Genomic DNA, 19,165 nt, shown 5'->3' with positions numbered 1-19,165 from the left:
TGAGCTATCGAGATCCGGGAGAGGATCAGTACGAACAGCGATATCGGGAGCGAGTAGTGATAGGTCTGCATCGACGTGCCGCCGAATTTGGGTTCGCGCTTCAACCGGTGGAGGGTGTTTCTTAGGATGGCCGAGGAGCACGAGCGCTCGCGTTAGTAGATCAGCTTCGCTCCGAAGAGCCGGTTGATCTGTTGTGCTCGGTATTTGAAGTCACCCGGTCTTGCTACTACGCGTACTGTCGAAAACGCCGATCCCCTGATGCTGGACGGGTGATTTTGCGCAGCCGTGTGAACGAACTGTTTACCCAAAGCCGAAGCGCTGCGGGCAGTCGAAGCATCATGCTGATGATGAAAGAGGACGGCCTGCAAATCGGGCGATTCAAGGTACGCAAGTTGATGCGCGAGATGAACTTGATCAGCAAACAGCCGGGCTCCCATGCCTACAAAAAAGCGACCGTGGAGCGACCTGATATCCCGAACGTGCTTGATCGAGGGTTCAGCGTTACATCCCCGAACAAGGTCTGGTGCGGTGACATTACGTACGTTTGGGCTGAGGGTCGATGGCACTACCTGGCGGCTGTCATTGACCTTTGCGCACGCCGTGTTGTGGGTTGGGCGTTTTCAGCCAAACCTGACGCTGATCTGGTGATCAAGGCATTGGATATGGCCTATGAGCAGCGTGGCCGGCCTCAGAATTTGCTGTTTCATAGCGATCAGGGTAGCCAATACGGCAGCCGGAGTTTCCGCCAGAGACTATGGCGATACCGTTTCACACAGAGCATGAGTCGACGCGGCAGCTGCCACGATAACGCGCCGATGGAGCGTATCCAATCCATGAACCCCACATTCCAAGCGAATAGCTGGCAGCTGATGCTGTGCTCCCGATTTCCATCAGGAGCCCATCGCGATGATGCGTCCCAACGCCAGTGTTGAAAAAGTGTATCTGTACCCAAAGCTGGTCGATTTCCGGAAATCCATCGACGGCCTGGCGGCTCTGGTCGAACCGGATATCAAGGTGGCGGTGTTTGACCCGGTACTTTTCGTTTTCCTGAATCGCCACCGTGTTCGCGTCAAAGTGCTGTATTGGGAGCGCAACGGCTTCTGTCTTTGGCTCAAGCGCCTGGAGTCCGAGCGTTTCAAAACTTCACCGAATGAACTCGACGAGGCCATCGTGCTGACGGTGCAAGAGCTGAACTGGTTACTGGATGGATTTGATCTATGGCGAAACCGCCCGCATAAGGTTTTGACTCCAAGATTTGTTGCCTGACGGGTATAATCCAGGTCATGAAATTGATGCCTGAAGACCTCCCTGACGACCCCATATTGCTTAAGCAAATGCTGCTTGATGCGCAGGAAGTCAAAGAAGCCTACGCCACCCACATCGTTGATCTGAAAGAACAGATCAAGCTGTTGCGTGACCGTATATTCGGTCGTAAATCCGAGCAAATGGACGAACCCAACACGCCGCAACTGGCGCTGTTCAATGAGCCGAAAGCGAGCCTATGCTCCCGGTCGGCGATGCTGATGAGGAAGTAGTTGCTCCTGCGCCACGCCGTGGCAAGCGCAAGCCACTGTCGGCTGATCTGCCGCCCATTGAAGTCATCTACGAGCCGCCCGAACAGGAACTGACCTGTGCCTGCGGTTGCCGCAAGCATGTCGTCAGCGAGGAAACCAGCGAGCAACTGGATATCGTGCCGATGCAGATTCGGGTGATCAAACACATCCGCAAAGTCTACGGCTGTCGTGGCTGTGAGTCGGCACCGGGCACAGCCGACAAACCTGCGCAGTTGATTGAAAAGAGCATGGCCAGCCCCAGCGTGTTGGCCATGCTGCTGACCACCAAGTATGTCGACTGCTTGCCGCTGCATCGTTTTGAAACGGTGCTAAGCCGACATGGCATAGAAATCCCGCGTCAAACGTTGGCCCGCTGGATTATCCAGTGCGGCGAACATTTGCAGCCGCTGTTAAATCTGATGCGTGATCGATTGCTGGAAAGCCCGGTCATCCACTGTGACGAAACCCGCGTTCAGGTACTGAAAGAACCAGATCGAGACCCGACCAGCCAATCCTGGATGTGGGTACAGGCCAGTGGGCCTCCAGATCGTAAAGTTGTATTGTTCGACTACACTTCCAGCCGCGCGCAGGACGTACCGTTACGGCTGCTGGAAAGTTATCGCGGCTATGTGATGACTGATGATTACGCGGGCTATAACGCTCTGGCGTTACAGCCGGGCGTGGAGCGCTTGGCGTGTATGGCCCATGCGCGGCGCGAATTTGTCGAAGCACAAAAAGTGCAACCTAAGGGCAAGACCGGGCGTGCCGATATCGCGCTGACGATGATCAATAAGCTGTTGAACGTTGAATTATACTAGAATGGTTTGTTGTGGAGGGTATATCGACTGCGGGAAAAATAAAGTTTTAAATGAGAGTGGGTGGTAGCTGAGCCTGAGATATCAGCTGAGGATGTGTGGTTTTGCTCGATAGACATTGAATGCTCCGCGCACTACGCGTGGAGCATTTTATCGTCAATAAGCCTGAGTTGATTTGACTTGCACTGCCTTACGTAAGGTCGTGGGGAGTGGGTTGCTGCCGGAGGTGGTCAGTTGTTGCGGATACAGTGTGGTCAAGTTCTGGGATATCGGTAGGTTTTCAGAGGAGCCTCCTACAAGAATCTTGTATTTGCCTGCGTCGACATTCCAACTGTCCGTGCCCTGGACATAGTAAGCTAATGAACGGCTGTCCAATGGAATGCTGACCTGCTTGCTTTCACCCGGCTTGAGGTAAACCTTGGCAAAACCCTTAAGCTCTTTTTCTGGGCGTTCTATTTCGGATTGCTTCGGTTGAACATACAACTGAGCAATTTCATAGCCTGCTTTGCTGCCAGTGTTAGTGACGGTGAATGTCGCCTTTACAGTGGCGTCGGCTGCCAATATGTTAGTGGACAGCTTCATGTCGCTGTAAGCGTAACTGGTGTAGGACATGCCATAGCCAAACGGGTAGAGCGGCTTGGTATGTTTTTTGTCATAGCCGCGATAGCCGAGGAAAATGCCTTCGCTATACGTCATTTCGGTTTTAGCATTGTCCCCTTGGTAATCGTCGACATTGCTGTAGGACTGATACGAAGGGTTGTCCTCAATTTTCTTGTCAATGGTGATAGGTAACTTCCCTGATGGGTTAATCTTGCCGAAGAGAATTTCGGCTAAGGCCTGCCCTCCCTGTTGACCAGGGTACCAAGCGTGAAGGCTAGCGGCCACTTTGTTCCACCATGGAGCCATATTCATGCCACCACCACCATGAAGTACGACGATGGTATTGGGGTTAGCCTTGGCAACGTCGGTGATCATTTCCGACTGGTATTCAGGCAGGTCGTAACTATGGTCGAGACCTTCACCATCATACTCGTAGTTGAAGCCCGCGGACACTACGACCGCATCGTATTTGGCCAAGTCAGTCGGTGGTTTAAGCGAAGCCCAGCTTAATTGGACGCCATTGATACCGCCCAGAAGAGCATAGGCTTCATTGTTTAGGCGGCGGAATTCAAACTTGATTTTATAGCTCTTGCCCGCTTGCAATCTCATACTCTTGCCCGAGTGGGCGGGGGTATTTACGATCAAAGAGGTCAAACGAGCACCGTCCTGATCCAGTACAAGCTCATCGTTAACCCACAACTTGTAGGCCCCGTCACCGCGAACTTTAAAAACGTGAGGGCCCGAGATGGTCGGTTTGATCTGACCAGTAAAACGTGCCGAGAATGAACCGCCTGTGGTGTTGATACCGCTGAGCGAGGTAGTTCCGCTATTGGTAACGTTTTGAGATTTATAAAAGTCTAAGTTGATACCTGGTTCTACCCGAGTAGTGATCGGGTCCCCTGACAACGAATCGTTGTTGAAGTACTCAGCGTTCACCCCGCTATTAGAGACCTTGCTGCTTCCTGGGCTCGGCTGATACCAGACCGAGGATTTGGCGCTAAGCGATAACCCTGGAATGTATTCAATATTACTGGAGCTCGATGCCAGCTGTTGTAATCCCGAGAGCTCTGTCACATAGGTATTAGCTGGTGCCCAAGGAGTACCGAAAGGCGTTGTGGGTGCGTCGTAGGCCGCTTGCCCGATAACGGCTATCTTAGCTGAGCGTTTTAGAGGTAGCAGAGTGCTCTGCCCATCAGTTTTCTCGTTGCGCAGCAGCACGATGCCTTCACGCGCCATATTCAATGCCGCCGTGGCGCCATATTCCGGGTGTGTAAGAGCGCTGGCAGTATTTATGGTCTTATCAAATCCATAGCTGTACATGGCTCGAAGGTTTCGACGGACTTTATCGTCGATGATATTTTGCGTTATCTGGCCGCTCCAAAGCAGAGGCAGAATCTTTGATTCGTTAAATTGCAACCCGCTTGGCATGTCAAGGTCGGTCCCTGCCCAAGCACCTTTTTGTGCGTCCTTTATCGCGTTGAAATCACTTAGAACAAGTCCTTGGTAGCCCCATTCGCCTTTTAATATATCTGTGATCAGGTGATGGTTTTCACAGGCGTAATTGCTATTGATGATGTTGAAACCACACATGATCGTTGCCACATTCGAGTTCTTGACCATCGACTCGAAACCGGGAAGATACAGTTCGCGGAGTGTTCGCTCGTCAACTTTGACGTTGACGTTGTAACGGTTACCTTCTTGCTCGTTACCCGCGTAGTGCTTGCCAGATGCCTGAATCCCCTGCACCTGAAGTGCGTTGACTACTGCAGGTGCCAGTACTGAACCTAGAAATGGATCCTCACCACTCACGTACTCAGAAGCACGACCGTTGAACGGTGTGCGATAAAGGTTTACACCCGGTGACAGCATTTGCTGCGCGCCTGCGGTGCGAGTCTCATAACCAATCGCCAGGCCGAACTCTTTCGCTCTGTTGATGCTCCAGGATGCTGCGAGTGCCATCTGCGATGGATATTGCGCACCGAAGGTGCCATCGCTTACGTGCACACCCATTGACGAATCGTAAGCTAGAGTACCAGGGAGCCCCCATTTCCAAAGGGTTGGGATCATGTGCCCATCATTCACACCAGTGAAGTTAATTTTCTCCGACACGCTCATGTTGTCGAGAGTAGATCCAACTTTTGCCTCGATGTCGTTCCCTGTCATTGGGGTGACGGCCAAAACCCCAGTAACGTGAGCGATGCTCAAAGCTAACAAGCTAAAGGTAGAAATGGTACGAAAGCCGCGCGGGCGATGGCCGGTGTTCATTTATCATTATCCTGATCAGGGGAGTCAATGGTTTCTACCGGAGTGTCTGATACAGCGGCCTCTCCAGTTGTCTTGGGCGCAACAACTGCGCTCTGGTGCTCGAGCGCAGCATGCTTGGCTTCGATCTCCTTGCGCGCGGTGACTGCTTGCTGTGTGGCGTCCGGAAGAGGAGCGTCCTCTGCAAAGACGGGGCTCGCTGCCAGCCCCGCAGCCACGAATAAGGGTAAAGCGGATAAGGCGAGTTTCATCGTCAACGTCCGTTAATGATTGGATTTAGGTGCCTACCCGCAAGCAACAGTCAGCCATATCGACCGAGCCAGTGGTGATTTGGAGGCAGGGTTTGGGCGGTGGATTTTTCTTTTGGATACGTGTTGCAGGCGTTACCATACCCATTGACCACTAAATTGAACAGGTGTTCGTTTTAGTAATGTGAACTTGACTACATTTTTTCGCTCCTGCTCGATGCAGGGGGCGCTAAATATCGTTCAGGGCATAGGGCAGATTTGTTCCTACTCGTCGTCTGACTCAGTCCTTCTTCAGCATGACGAGCCAGGCTGGCTAACAGGGCCAGGCGTAATCACGTGGGTCACTGAAACATCGCGGTTCTGCCCAAGTCCAGCCATGCGCTGGGCCGAGGCTGTAGGAGAGGGAGCTTTCGCTTCCCAAGATCGAGCAGGGAGTATCGAATGCAGATCGTGAAAACCAAAGGGCACCTAATCTGTAGCGCTAACAAGGGAGCACCCAGCCACGCATGCCTCGGGAGTTGTCTGAAGGTTTGGTGGCCAGATGACGTCCCATCAGACTTGGCGATTCAGGCGAATCCAGCCTGTCCGAAGTGCGGCGGGCCGCTCACGATGGATATCCCATCAGGGCATTACAGTGTGGTTTCTGATGATGCAGGGACGCTGAAAAAAAGCGGCGCAACGATCACAAATGCTGGCCTCAACCTCGGCAATTGATCAGCAAGGAAAATGGCCATGAAACATTTGTTCTACACCACAGCCCCCGCCAGCTGGGGCCACCTACAGGTCTGTTGCAAGGCTGTATGTTCTTGGGATTTCAGGGAGTGAATGACAATGTGGGTTTGGCGAGAGACAAGTGAGAAGTGGTTGTTGGCAGCAGCGCTGGCTGTTTTGGGAGTCATAATCCTGATCAATCTGAAATTGGATGTGTGGCCTTGGCTAAATGGTGGGTCGACGGCTGCTTTTCTTAGAGCCGTGGCGACTGGCAGTGTTACCAGTGACCTGCTGGTGGGCCTGTTTTCCGCGTACGTGTTCTATGTCGTTATCGAGTCACGTTACGGATGCCTTGCCGATCTCTATATTCCAAGTCCCAAGAATGCACCCCATACCCTGAGGATCGCTTCGCGTCACATACCCGAGCCAGGAGCCGTATGCGGTAGTTTCGCACGTACGGATCTGTGCGGGGGGCGGCAGGTAACTGCCGTTCCTACCGTGACCGCTCTTTCGCTCAAATTCTAAAGTATATTCAGCTAGTGAACTGACCAATTTCCTCATGACACTTACTCCTCAATACCTCTCAGCCGCAACGAGCGTCGTCTCATGATTTCCACCGCAACCAATAATGCTACCGAGCCGAAAATTAGCAATGTTGCCGCTGCCAGGATCGTTGGACTGATCTGCTCGCGCATGCCTGACCACATCTGACGCGGTATGGTGCGTTGCTCAACCCCACCCAGAAATTGCACCAGCACGGCCTCATCGAATGAGGTCACCATCGCGAAGAGCGCACCGGACATGATCCCTGGACGAATAATGGGGAAGGTCACACGGAAAAATGTATAAGTCGAAGACGCTCCTAGGCTTGCCGCTGCCCGGGTTAATGAATGGTCGAAACCGACCAATGTCGCCGTCACTGTGATGATGACGAATGGGGTGCCGAGTACTGCATGACCCAGGATGATTCCGAGGTGATTCTGTCCAATTCCCAGCGAGCTGTAGAAAAAGTACATGCCTGCGGATGAGATGATCACTGGAACAATCATCGGTGAAATCAAGACGCCCATCAGCAGTCCCTTGCACGGCAAATTAATGCGGCACAGTCCGAGTGCTGCCAACGTCCCCAATGTCGTTGCGATGACCGTGGCGCAGGAAGCGATTATCAGGCTGTTCTTGAATGACAATACCCACAATGGGTCTTCAAGAAGCATGTAGTACCATCGCATTGAAAAGGCTGCGGGATCGAGGCTGAGCATCCCGCTGGTGAAGCTGAAGTAGGGCTCTACGTTGAACGACAAAGGCACCACGACCAGTATTGGCAGGATCAAAAACAGCAGTACCAATACACCAAAACCACGAACACTGAAGAACCAGACTCTGCCCATCAGGCTGGTATAGCTTGGAAGACTCATCTCGATTACCCCAGTTTCATGTTGTTGATGCCTACGACCCGGTCATATATCCAATACAGCACCAAGGCAATCAGCAGCAGGATGGAGGCAATGGCAGCGGCCAGTCCCCAGTTCAGGGAGGTCTGCATGTGGTAGGCAATGAAGTTGCTGATGACTTGCCCCGTTCGACCGCCCACAAGCGCCGGAGTTATGTAGTAACCAGTGGCCAGGATGAACACCAGAATACCACCGGCACTCAACCCTGGCAGTGACAGGGGAAAGTAAATTTGCACAAAAGTGCGGAACGAATTGGCCCCCATTGAGTGCGCCGCTCGGGTGTAGGTGGAGTCGATACTTTTCATGACGCTGTACATCGGCAACACCATGAACGGCAACAGGATGTGCGTCATGGCAATCACCGTTCCAAACAGGTTGTACATCAGTTCAAGTGGCTGGCTGATCACGCCTAGGCTGCTCAATGTGCTGTTTAGCACGCCGTTGTTTTGCAAAATCACCATCCAGGCACTGGTGCGTACCAGCAGTGATGTCCAGAAGGGCAGCAGCACCATGACCATTAACAAGTTGCTGGTTTTTGCTGGAAGGGTCGCCAACATGTAGGCCAGCGGGTAACCGAGAAACATGCACAGTGCCGTGATACCCAACGCGACCATCAACGTTTTGATCAGGATACTAACGTAGATGCGCCGACTTTCTGGTTGCTGCACGATGTTGCCCTGGTCGTCATAGCGTAAGTCCAGTGCGGCCAGATAGTTGGACGCGGAATAGGTCGGCGCCATTTTTTTCAGTTGCATCCAGGTTCCGATCTGCCCCCAGCGTTTGTCGGCAGCGGTCATTCGGCTGTTAAACGCGCCCGGTTCGACGGCCTCGCTGGCCAGACCGCGCGCGGTGCGTGCCATCAGGGTCTTGGCATCGCTCATGACCCGGTTGAGATCGGAGCCGACACTGTCGAGTTGCCGTGCCTGTTGCAGACTAAGAATTTCATGCCCGACGATCGCGAACAGTTGCTCGTCCGGAAGCTCCGTGCCCTCCCAGTTGAGCAGCGCTGCTGCAGTCTTTGGCATTGCTACGGAAAGGGCAGGGGTTTGCACGCTGCGCAGCAACATGGTGCCAATCGGCAGCAGGAAAAACACCGTGATGAACGCCAGCAATGGTAGGACCAACAGCAATGACTTTGTTTTGTTGAGGCGTTCAGCCCGGTCAAGTTTGTCTTTCAGGTTGCTTTGCGGCTGTGCCTCGTCGACATTGTCGAGCGCGGGGCTGACACTATATGAGTTACTCATCTTGGGAACTCCGGCAAAACGGTAAAGTCGTTGAAAGGCTTCAGGCGTCCAGTGCTCGACAGTCGTCGGCCGACCAACCCACATCAATGCACGTACCGGCCCTTGGTGCCAGGTATCCTGCGGTATTAACCATCTTGACGATAAACTCCTCGTTCCCCGCCAGTTTCAGGCGCGCACGCAAATGATCACCGTGATAGATGATCTCTTCGATGCGGGCGGGCATATGGTTGTCGTACTCGCCCGCGCGAGCGCCGATCTGTACGCGCTCTGGACGAATCGACAAGGTGGTGTTATCGCTGGTAACGGGGATATTGACGGAAAGCGCCTTGACCAGATGATTACCGACACGCACCTGGCAGTAGCCTTGCTGGCGATCGATAATCTGCCCCGATAGTCGATTGTTCTCGCCAATGAAGCTCGCAACAAAAGCGGTCTGTGGTTTCTCGTAGAGGTCGCAAGGGTTGGCCAATTGCTGAACAATCCCATCATTGAACACTGCGATGCGATCAGACATCGTCAGGGCTTCGGTTTGATCGTGGGTCACGTACACCACGGTGATTCCGAGCTGTTTCGACAGACGCTTGATCTCGTACTGCATCTGCTCGCGCAGCTGTTTGTCCAGTGCACCCAGCGGTTCATCCATCAGCACAAGGCGCGGTTCGAAAATCAACGCCCGGGCCAGCGCGACACGCTGTTTTTGACCACCGGACAACTGCGATGGCATACGCTTGGCAAACGGCCCCAGGGCCACCAGTTCCAGGGACTTGTGCACGTGGTCTTCGATGTCTTGCCGCGACAGCTTGCGCACTTTAAGCGGAAAGGCCAGGTTCTCTTCGATGGTCATGTGGGGGAACAGCGCGTAGTTTTGGAACACCATGCCGATGCCGCGTTTTTGTGGGGCGATGTCGTTGACTGGCTGGCCGTCAATGCTGATCTGCCCATGGGTCACTGTCTCAAACCCTGCCAACATCATCAGGCAGGTGGTTTTGCCGGAGCCCGAAGGGCCAAGCATGGTGACGAACTCTCCCTGTTCGATTTCGAGGTTGAAGTTCTTGACGACGAGATGTTCGCCGTCATAACTCTTCTGCACATTTCGAAAGCTGACGAAAGATTCAGTAAGCATGGGGATCTCTCTTGTTGTGGGGCGTAGCGGAGCTGGGCACGAAAAGTCGCCCGGGCCCATCAAGGTTTATGTCAGGTGTGCTATTAGCTTTGGCGCTTACTTGGAGAGCCAGGCGTTGAAGCGCTCGTTCAACTCGTCGGAATGATCGCTCCACCACTGTGAGTCCACCTGCAAGGCACTGGCGAAGTTTTCAGGGCTGGTGGGCAGATCGGGCCTAACTTTGGGATCGACCAAAGCCTGTGCCGAGCGGCGGGTCGGCCCATACGCGATATAGTTGCTCTGGTCGGCCAGAACCGGGCTTTGGGTTGCAAACTTCAGGAAGGCTAAGGCCTGGTCTTTCTTTGGATTGCCGGCTGGAACCACCCAGGCCTCCATGTCGTACATTTGGCCATCCCAGAGGATCTTGAAGGGTTGTTTTTCCTTTTGTCGGGCAATCACGATGCGTCCGCTGTATGCCGAGATCATGCTGACTTCACCATCGGCCAACAACTGTGGGGCCTGTGCTCCGGCCTCCCACCAGATTGTGTCTTTCTTGATGGTGTCTAGTTTGGCAAATGCGCGTTCCAGGCCTTTGTCGGTACTGAGCAGGTCGTAGACCTGCTCGCGAGGTACGCCGTCGGCCATCAACGCCCATTCAAGGTTCACCTGCGGAGCCTTGCGTAGCGCGCGCTTGCCGGGAAAACGCTTGGTATCGAAAAAGTCCTTCAGGGTTTGGGGTTGCTCGCCCTTGAAGGCCTGAGTGTTATATGCCAACACCGTCGACCAGATATAACTGGCTACACCGCATTCGGTCAGGGCCCCTGGAAGAAAGTCTTTTACGGCTGGTGTGCCATCCGGTGCCGGAGCCAGGGTGGCAGGATCAATACGCTCAAGCAAACCGTTATTGCAGGCACGAATGACGTTCGGTATTTCAGCATCGACCACATCCCAGGAGATGTTCTTGCTATCGACCTGAGTTTTGATTTGGGCAATACCTCCGGAGTAATCCTCGGAGATCACTCGCGTGCCGGTGGCTGAGGTGAATGGCTTGTGAGCGGACTGAATCTGCGCGTTGGTCAGGTTGCCGCCATAGGACACGACGGTCAGAGAATGTTCTGCGAGCGCGCTGCAGGAAACGATGCTTGAAAGCAATAGCAATGTGGCGCCTTTCATGCGGGATACCCCTCATTTCTTATTTTTGTGGGTAACCGTCGCAAGGTCGTTGCGCATCAGGTGCGTGAGCGACCGTGGAGACGATCAGGGTCTCACTCTCGGCAAAAAATGGCGAAGGTAAAAGCAATAAAAAGAAGCCCAATGAGGCGATTTTTTTTATGGGTTCTATACAAAAATTATCTGTGGGGCAGAGCAGGCTGGTGGCCTCTTCGTGTCCAGTGCCAAGACTCAAACGGCTTTTTTTAATCCTCGCCACGTGCGGCTGACGCTCCTTCCACTAGCCAATTTGCAAACGCAGCGGCTTGTGGATTGACAATTTTGTGCGTGGAATACACTAGGTAAAACGCTTCTGAGGTTTTGAATTTGGCGGTTAGGGGGGCAATGAGTTGTCCGGACTGAAGGTATTGCTCAACCAGCGAAGAGCGCGCCAGGGCAACACCTTGCCCCAGTTCTGCCATTTTTAACGCAGAGATCAGCGTATCGAACTGCAAACCTTGAGATGAATCGACGTCATCAGCTTTGGCTTTTTTCAGCCAATAACCCCAACCCTCTTCGTACCCTAGGACGTGCAACAGTTCGTGGTGACGAAGGTCTGTTGGAGTTTTCAAGGGTCTTTCGATCGTCGACAAGGTGGGCGAGCACACGGGGAAAAGTAGATCCCAAGTTAGCCGTTCACTTTTCAAGCCACTCCATTTGCCACTGCCGTAACGAATTTCCAGATCGGCTTCGAGGTCGGTATCTCCCATCCAGATGTTACTGGTGATACGCAAGTTGATGTCCGGATGCTGCTGACGGAACTGTGGCAGTCGGTTTGCCAGCCAATGGGTAAAGAATACTAGGCTGCTGCGCACCGTTAGAACCTTGCGATGTCCTTGCCCAAAAATTTCATCCGTAGCGGCTGCCAGGCGCTCCACCGATTCATGGACTACAGGCAGAAAGGCCAGCCCGGGTTCTGTTAGTTCAAGGCCCCTAGGTAGCCGCTTGAATAGCGCGGTTCCTAGCTGGGACTCCAAGGCTTTGATTTGCTGGCTTACTGCCGCCTGAGTCAGGCTCAGCTCCATAGCCGCGTCTGTGAAGCTGAGGTTGCGGGCGGCAGACTCAAAAGCGCGCAACCAGTTGAGCGGGGGCAATCGCTTCTTCATGGCACTGAGTTCTCAAGGGAAATTGAACTGACTATGGAGCGCGTCAGGATGCGTCTTACAGACCTCATCCATAAATCCTACTCTTGTCCCATAAAAAAAATGAACCCATAGGGTTTTTTTTTATTGCTTTCGCAGCCCTCGGCTTTTCTCGAGAGTAGATCCCAGATCGCCATTCAACGGCCAAGGCTTAAACGCTAAGTGCCTTCGCTAGCGGCTTTTGACAACTGAAACCCTGCTTAAAGCTTGAATCGGCAGGACAATAAAAATAATGGGTGAAACATGGCAAAGCTCAGTCAGCTACCCCTCAGCGGCGTGAACGTCATCGATTTTGGTCAATATATTGCCGGCCCTGCGGTCGCGATGATACTCGGCGATCTCGGCGCCACAGTCATACATATCGATCCGCCCGCCGGCCCACTCTGGGACAGTCCGGCTAACGCCGTCCTCAACCGCAATAAGCAATGCCTGCGTCTGGACTTGAAGTCTTCTGAAGGCCTGCAACAGGCGCGTCAGCTGATCGCCAAGGCCGACATTGTGGTCGAGAATTTCCGGCCAGGCGTGATGAAAAACTTGGGGCTGGATTTTACCGAGTTGCGCCATGAGCGCCCGCAACTGATCACCTTGTCTATTCCTGGTTTCGCCTCCAATGATGAACTACGCAGCCAATGGCGTGCCACCGAGGCAATTATTGCGTCGGCCTCTGGGGTGTTCACTGACATGGGACAGAATCGGGTTTTGATGGGTATCAATCCTAGTTTCTCGCCGCTACCACTCGCATCCGCCTACGGCACAATGCTCGCCGTTTCGGCTGTCGTGCTGGCGTTGCAGGCTCGGCAGCGCACGGGGTTGGGTGACGAGATTGAAGTGCCATTGGCGGCAGCGGTCATGGAAGGGCTGTCCTATAACTCGATCAAGATTGACGGGTACCCCGCGCGTTACAAAACCCTGCGGGAAAAAGAGATCGAGCGGCGGCGGGCCGAAAATCTGCCGATGAACCTCAGTTATGAGGATCTGCAGGAGTATCTCGACCCTTTCTACCGCACCTATGAATGTGCCGATGGACGCAAGTTCTACGCGGTGTGCCCGTCTCATCGCTCCCATGCCAAACGCTGCCTACAGGCGATGGGCCTTTACGACGAAATGCTCGCCGCAGGCCTGTCTAAAGTCGATGACCCTTACCTGCCTTTCGATCAATGGGAGGGGGATGCGTCCCTCGGCGTTTATCCGCTGCCGGAAAACTGGGCAAAGCGGATCTCTGCGCGCATGAAGGAAGTATTCCTGACCAAGACTGCTGCGCAATGGGAAAAAATTTTCGGCGAAGGGCAGTTCCCCGGAGCCCCTCATCGTTCGACGCAAGAATGGTTGCATGACGAACATGCCAATACAGCCGGTTTGGTGGTCGATGTCGTGGATCACCAATATGGTCGTATGAAGCAGCCCGGCGCAATCGCCTGGCTTGAAGATAGTTCAGAGTTGATGTTGTCGCCGCTCTCTCGTCGAGAAGTCAGTGTTGAAGAGGCTCTTGCCACCTTGAGTGAAAGTACTCTTGAGATGTTGCCGGTTGCAGTACAGTCGAGTTCAAAAGGGTGGTTGGAAGGGGTTAAAATTCTCGACCTGACCAACGTCATCGCCGGCCCGCACTCGACCTCGTTCCTTGGCCGATTTGGCGCTGAGGTAATCAAGCTTGATCCCACAACACCCAATTACGACCCTTGGAATACTGTCGTGTTTGGCATGTCGTCTGCTCGCGGCAAACAGAGCATTTTGGTTGACCTTAATCAGGAGGAGGGGCGTGAGGTATTCAACCGCCTGGTGAAGTCGGTCGATGTCATCGTCATGAATGCACCTGATCGACAACTGGGGCCACTGGGGTTGGATGAGGTCACCCTGAAGGCAGTAAATCCGGAGGTGATTTTCTGCCAATTGGACTGCTTCGGTGGCCCCCGCCGTGGCCCGCGTACCGACTACTTGGGATACGACGATCTCATCCAGGCAACGACAGGTATCATGCTGCGTTTCGGCGGCGGTATGCAGACGCCGGAAGAGCACGCCCACGTGGGCACTATCGACGTGATGTGCGGCTTCGCCGCAGCACTTGGTATAGCCACCGCGCTGTATCAAAAGTCCAGAATAGGGAAAGTCGGTCGTGCCCGGACTTCACTCGCCGCGTTAGGAAGCTTGGTTCAAATTCCATTCTGCTTCGACTACGCGGGGCGTGCGCCATTTGATGAGCCAGCGGGGCGTGACGCTATGGGTTACAGCGATCTGTCGCGCTTCTATCGCACAGCGGATGGCTGGATATATCTAGATGCCAGCGATGTTGAGTTGAACGCCCTGGAGTCGGTACAAGGCCTGCAAGGCCTGCATACGGCCACCGACTATGCCCAATTTCTGAAAGCTGCTCTGATTACCTCAGAGGGAGAAACCTGGCAAACCCGTTTTCAGGACGCGGGTATTGCAGCGGCTGTACCGGACAACATAGACTCACTTCGCCAGCGCTACAGCCGTCCTGCTGATAACCACCCAGGCACGGACAATGGGAGTTACTCGTTCAGTGTCTATGCCAACCATCCGAGCGGGCGATGCGTGACACAACTTGACCCTTTCGCTATTCGCCCTCGCCATGCAGTTATTCGCTCATTGGCTCCGGCAGAAAAGTTTGGTGCATCCACACGATCTGTAATTGCCAAGCTCGGTTATAGCGATAGCCAAATCGACGCGCTCATGGCATGCCGCGCTGTCCGTGAGGGCTGGAGCCAAGAGTATTTGCCTAGCTAACGCTTTCGCCTGAGTCCAGGGGACGTAGCACAGCGAAGGTTCATATACCTGGATGAATTCCATCACTAATAGCAACTGGGGGACGAGCTCTCAAGGGAGAGGCGTTCCCGTATGGAAACCCCGGAGGCAACATGTCGAATCAAATAGTCCTGCCGCGCATCCTGCAAGTAGGCGCCAAGGCGATTGAAGCCATTCCAGATGTGCTCACCAATCTCGGCTGTTCAAGGCCGTTGATCATCACCGACAAAACGATGGTGCAGCTCGGTTATACGAGTCGTATTCAAAATGTGCTTACAACCAAGGGTTTGAGCGCTGACGTTTTCGCTGACACGGTGCCTGAGCCCACGGTTGACTCGATTCGCGCCGGCGTTGAGCATACTCGGTCGGGTGACTATGACAGCATCATCGCGTTGGGAGGTGGCAGTCCTATCGACAGTGCGAAAGCCATAGGAATTCTCGCTAAGTTCGGTGGCGAGATGCGCGACTATAAATTTCCACGTCAAGTGAGTGAGCAAGGCCTGCCGATCATTGCTGTGCCAACCACCGCAGGCACGGGTTCGGAAGTAACCCGTTTCACCATCATCACCGATGAGCAGAACGATGAAAAAATGCTCTGCGTGGGCATCGGGTTCATGCCCGTGGCGGCGCTTGTGGACTACAAGCTAACACTCAGTCTGCCGGCCCGGGTTACGGCCGATACTGGCATAGATGCGTTGACACACGCCATCGAGGCGTACGTCAGCCTGAAGGCTAACCTTTACAGCGATAGCCAGGCCCTGGCTGCGATGCGCTTGATAGGCCCGAATCTGCGTCGGGCCTATCACTCAGGCCAGGACACTGCAGCGCGTGAGGCGCTAATGCTGGGGTCTACGCTGGCCGGTGTCGCGTTCTCGGCTGCCTCCGTCGCGCTAGTGCACGGCATGAGCCGGCCGATCGGGGCTTTTTTTCACGTTCCCCATGGACTTTCAAACGCAATGCTGCTGTCAGGCGTGACAGCCTTTTCCATTCCGGGTGCCCCAAAGCGTTACGCCGATTGTGCCCGGGCAATGGGCGTCGCGACGGCTCAAGACAGTGACGAAAGTGCTAACACCAAATTGCTCGCCGAACTGCAGGCTCTTAATGAGGAACTACAAGTCCCGACACCGGAAGGGTTTGGTATTAGTCGCTCGCGTTTTTTTGAACTGATGCCAACCATGGCTGAACAAGCTCAGGCATCGGGCTCTCCGGGCAACAATCCCCGCGTGCCATCGGTCGACGAAATGATCGAACTCTATCGCAACCTCTGGTAACCACAACGCCATTCACCAGCCTCATCACTTCATCGGCAACTGCCATGTACTCAAAAATAAGGAATACTCGCATGAATACAGTAGGCCATCTGATTAACGGCCAGATTGTCACCGATACCGAACGCACTCAGGACGTGTTCAACCCAGCAACCGGGGAAGTAACGAAACAGGTAGCCTTGGCCTCGAAAACAATGGTTGGGAAAGCTATAGCCGCAGCAGAAGCGGCGTTTCCTGAATGGCGAAATACACCACCCGTTAAACGGGCTCGGGTGATGTTTCGTTTTAAAGAATTGCTCGAACAAAATGCAGAACGGATCTGCCAGATGATCGGTGAGGAGCATGGCAAGATTGTCCATGACGCCATGGGAGAGCTCCAGCGAGGTATCGAAAACGTTGAATATGCGTGTGGCGTCCCGGAGTTGCTCAAGGGCGAGCACAGCAAAAATGTCGGCCCCAATATTGATTCATGGAGTGAGTTCCAGCCGCTGGGCGTGGTCGCGGGTATTACTCCGTTTAACTTCCCGGCGATGGTTCCTTTATGGATGTTCCCCATGGCGATTGCTTGTGGCAATTGCTTCATCCTTAAACCCTCCGAACGTGACCCAAGTTCGACCCTGTTCATCGCTCAGTTGCTCCAGGAAGCGGGTTTACCTAATGGAGTCATGACCGTAATCAACGGTGACAAAGAGGCCGTCGACACATTGCTCCACGACGATCGCGTGCAGGCGGTAAGCTTCGTCGGCTCGACCCCTATCGCTGAGTACATCTACCGAACGGCTGCTGCAAACGGCAAACGTTGTCAAGCGTTGGGGGGCGCAAAAAACCACGCCATCGTCATGCCAGATGCGGACATCCATAATGCAGTCAACCAACTGGTGGGGGCGGCATTTGGTTCGTCGGGTGAGCGGTGCATGGCGTTGTCGGTTGCGGTCACAGTGGGCGATGCAACCGCCGATGCCTTGATCATTAAAATGCGCGAAGCTATGACCAAACTGAAGGTTGGCGCCTATCAAGACAAAAGCAATGATTTTGGCCCATTGATTACCCGTCAACATCAGCAAAAAGTGCTTGGCTACATTGATAGCGCCGAAGAGGAGGGTGCTGAAGTAGTAGTCGATGGCCGACAGATTCAGGTTCCAGATTGCGAGAATGGTTTTTTCGTCGGGGGAACATTGATCGATCAAGTAAAGCCCGGCATGCGCTGCTATGAGGAGGAGATCTTTGGGCCAGTGTTGCTAGTTGTGCGCGCCCAGAGCATGCAGGAGGCGATGCAACTTATCGATGCGCATGAGTACGGAAACGGTACGTGCATTTTCACTCGCGATGGTGAGGCAGCCCGATATTTCTCTGATAACATCAAGGTAGGTATGGTCGGCGTAAACGTGCCGCTCCCCGTGCCTGTTGCGTATCACAGCTTTGGCGGATGGAAGCGCTCTCTCTTCGGTGACCTTCACGCGTATGGTCCCGATGCGGTTCGTTTTTATAGCAAACGTAAAACGATCACGCAGCGATGGCCGTCATCGGGAATTCGCGAAGGTGCCGAATTCTCGATGCCAACAATGAAGTGAATCTCATATTCACAGGGTGTAACCAAAATGTAAGGGAGTCTTCGATTTTTCGGGCGCGACTTACACGAAGTAATACCCCTTGGAGGTTCTCACATACGGTTACACAACCGTCGAGTTCTCGCTGACCACGTAATTCTTGTTTGAGTGAAAGGCTCTCCGACTGTAATGTGGATCAGCTAAGAGCTTCATTGCCGCATGGAAATCCTGACGTTAAGGGCGATGGTGTCCGCTTGAATATTGATCTGCCCCCGCAATGTTGGACATCAACCTCCAGGGGGCTCATTAAAAAGTACCCAGAGCAGGCGAAATTGTCGGTTGTTGAATATTACTGTTCGGGGAGCGCAGGTCACCGAGAGGTAGCGCATCGCCACGGAGTCAATTCTTCTTCGCTTCGAAAATGGATTGCGGCCTATCAGGCGCTCAGTGCCGCAGGCCTCAAAAGTGAGAGAAAGAAGAACTACAGTCCTGAGTTCAAACTGGCTGTATTGCAGCGCATGCGAGAGGAAGGGCTGTCCTATCGCCAAGTCGGTGCGCTGTTTGATATCCGGAAATCCGACATTATTGGCGAATGGGTGCGCAGGTATGATGAAGGCGGTTTGGAGGCCTTGTCCCGGCAGCCAGGAAGCGGATGTCCCCAGAAAATGACAATCCCTACCCCGTCTATTCAGCTTGAATCTTCGTACGACGAAGCTCGTACGCATGATGATTTGCTGGCCGAACTGAGCCAGTTGCGGATGGAGATTGATTATTTAAAAAAGCTCGATGCCTTGGTTCAAGCGAAGGAGCGAGCAGCGCAGCGGAAAAAGCGCAATCGTGATTGAACTGAGGCAAGAGCACCCTCTGGAAGGTCTTCTGAGAGTAGCGGGCTTAGCCCGTAGCACGTTTTACTATCAACAAAGGTGCAGCAAGCCGTTGATAAATAGGCGGTACTGAAGACCAGAATTTCCTCAATCTTCGACGAGCACAAGGGCCGATATGGCTATCGCCGTATCGCGGCTGCCGTTCGTCGAGCTGGTCACCTCGTGAACAATAAGACTGTTCAGCGCCTCATGGGCGAGCTTCAGTTGAAAAGTCGTAAGCGGATGGCGAACACACCTACCGAACTTGTAGTGGTCAACTGATCCCGGACAGTGAATTGAGTTTTTCCTCAGCGACCGCAGGCGCTAGCCCTTCGTTGAACTGATGCGGTCGCCGCCAGTTGTACCGGTCCATCAGGAACCGGCCAATAT

The 19,165-nt window shown here is 53.7% G+C and carries 11 protein-coding genes and 3 pseudogenes; 7 read left to right on the top strand and 7 right to left on the bottom strand.

From position 1 onward, the window contains the following. Positions 1 to 149: 149 nt before the first annotated feature. The 3 genes and pseudogenes from LIX93_RS29375 to LIX93_RS29365 all read left to right on the top strand — a co-directional run. A pseudogene (locus tag LIX93_RS29375) lies at positions 150 to 827 on the top strand (IS3 family transposase); the annotation flags it as partial. Between the two features lie 79 nt (positions 828 to 906). Beyond that, positions 907 to 1,266 carry an IS66 family insertion sequence element accessory protein TnpB gene (tnpB, locus tag LIX93_RS29370; RefSeq protein ID WP_226507514.1) on the top strand — a complete coding sequence of 120 codons (360 nt, stop codon included), beginning with the start codon at positions 907 to 909 and terminating at the stop codon, positions 1,264 to 1,266. A 17-nt stretch (positions 1,267 to 1,283) separates the two neighbouring features. After that, positions 1,284 to 2,350: pseudogene (locus LIX93_RS29365) on the top strand (IS66 family transposase); the annotation flags it as partial. Between the two features lie 174 nt (positions 2,351 to 2,524). On the opposite strand, the gene LIX93_RS29360 reads toward LIX93_RS29365, so the two are convergent. The 7 genes from LIX93_RS29360 to gcvA all read right to left on the bottom strand — a co-directional run bounded on the left by LIX93_RS29360 (position 2,525) and on the right by gcvA (position 12,301). Next, positions 2,525 to 5,131 (bottom strand): glycoside hydrolase family 3 C-terminal domain-containing protein, encoded by a 2,607-nt coding sequence (locus tag LIX93_RS29360; protein ID WP_226507516.1) that lies wholly within the window; start codon positions 5,129 to 5,131, stop codon positions 2,525 to 2,527. A gap of 98 nt (positions 5,132 to 5,229) precedes the next feature. Then, complete coding sequence (locus LIX93_RS29355; RefSeq protein WP_226507513.1) at positions 5,230 to 5,481, bottom strand: hypothetical protein; 252 nt, start codon at positions 5,479 to 5,481, stop codon at positions 5,230 to 5,232. 1,274 nt (positions 5,482 to 6,755) lie between these two features. Continuing rightward, positions 6,756 to 7,577 (bottom strand): ABC transporter permease, encoded by an 822-nt coding sequence (locus LIX93_RS29350; RefSeq protein ID WP_226507515.1) that lies wholly within the window; start codon positions 7,575 to 7,577, stop codon positions 6,756 to 6,758. Between the two features lie 32 nt (positions 7,578 to 7,609). After that, the gene (locus tag LIX93_RS29345; RefSeq protein WP_226507512.1) at positions 7,610 to 8,884 is read right to left on the bottom strand and encodes an ABC transporter permease; all 1,275 of its coding nucleotides are present in this window, start codon (positions 8,882 to 8,884) and stop codon (positions 7,610 to 7,612) included. A gap of 40 nt (positions 8,885 to 8,924) precedes the next feature. Beyond that, positions 8,925 to 10,007 carry an ABC transporter ATP-binding protein gene (locus tag LIX93_RS29340; RefSeq protein ID WP_226507511.1) on the bottom strand — a complete coding sequence of 361 codons (1,083 nt, stop codon included), beginning with the start codon at positions 10,005 to 10,007 and terminating at the stop codon, positions 8,925 to 8,927. Positions 10,008 to 10,103: 96 nt separating this feature from the next. Further along, positions 10,104 to 11,159: an ABC transporter substrate-binding protein gene (locus LIX93_RS29335; protein WP_226507510.1), complete on the bottom strand. Its 1,056-nt coding sequence runs from the start codon at positions 11,157 to 11,159 to the stop codon at positions 10,104 to 10,106. 242 nt (positions 11,160 to 11,401) lie between these two features. After that, positions 11,402 to 12,301: a transcriptional regulator GcvA gene (gcvA, locus tag LIX93_RS29330; protein WP_226507509.1), complete on the bottom strand. Its 900-nt coding sequence runs from the start codon at positions 12,299 to 12,301 to the stop codon at positions 11,402 to 11,404. A gap of 279 nt (positions 12,302 to 12,580) precedes the next feature. Between gcvA and LIX93_RS29325 the strand changes: the two genes are divergently transcribed. From LIX93_RS29325 to LIX93_RS29310, 4 genes and pseudogenes are all read left to right on the top strand, one after another. Further along, positions 12,581 to 15,079, top strand: coding sequence for a CoA transferase (locus LIX93_RS29325; RefSeq protein WP_226507508.1), 2,499 nt, complete (start codon positions 12,581 to 12,583; stop codon positions 15,077 to 15,079). Between the two features lie 131 nt (positions 15,080 to 15,210). After that, positions 15,211 to 16,368, top strand: a complete 1,158-nt coding sequence (locus LIX93_RS29320; RefSeq protein WP_226507507.1) for an iron-containing alcohol dehydrogenase — start codon at positions 15,211 to 15,213, stop codon at positions 16,366 to 16,368. 71 nt (positions 16,369 to 16,439) lie between these two features. Continuing rightward, positions 16,440 to 17,936, top strand: a complete 1,497-nt coding sequence (locus tag LIX93_RS29315; RefSeq protein WP_226507506.1) for a CoA-acylating methylmalonate-semialdehyde dehydrogenase — start codon at positions 16,440 to 16,442, stop codon at positions 17,934 to 17,936. Between the two features lie 281 nt (positions 17,937 to 18,217). Further along, positions 18,218 to 19,021, top strand: a pseudogene (locus LIX93_RS29310) (IS3 family transposase); the annotation flags it as partial. Positions 19,022 to 19,165 lie beyond the last annotated feature (144 nt).

Source organism: Pseudomonas sp. MWU16-30317, from assembly GCF_020515695.1.
In the GTDB taxonomy this organism is placed as follows: domain Bacteria; phylum Pseudomonadota; class Gammaproteobacteria; order Pseudomonadales; family Pseudomonadaceae; genus Aquipseudomonas.
The sequence above is the reverse complement of the archived record's forward strand: the minus strand, read 5'-3'. Positions and strand labels throughout refer to the sequence as shown.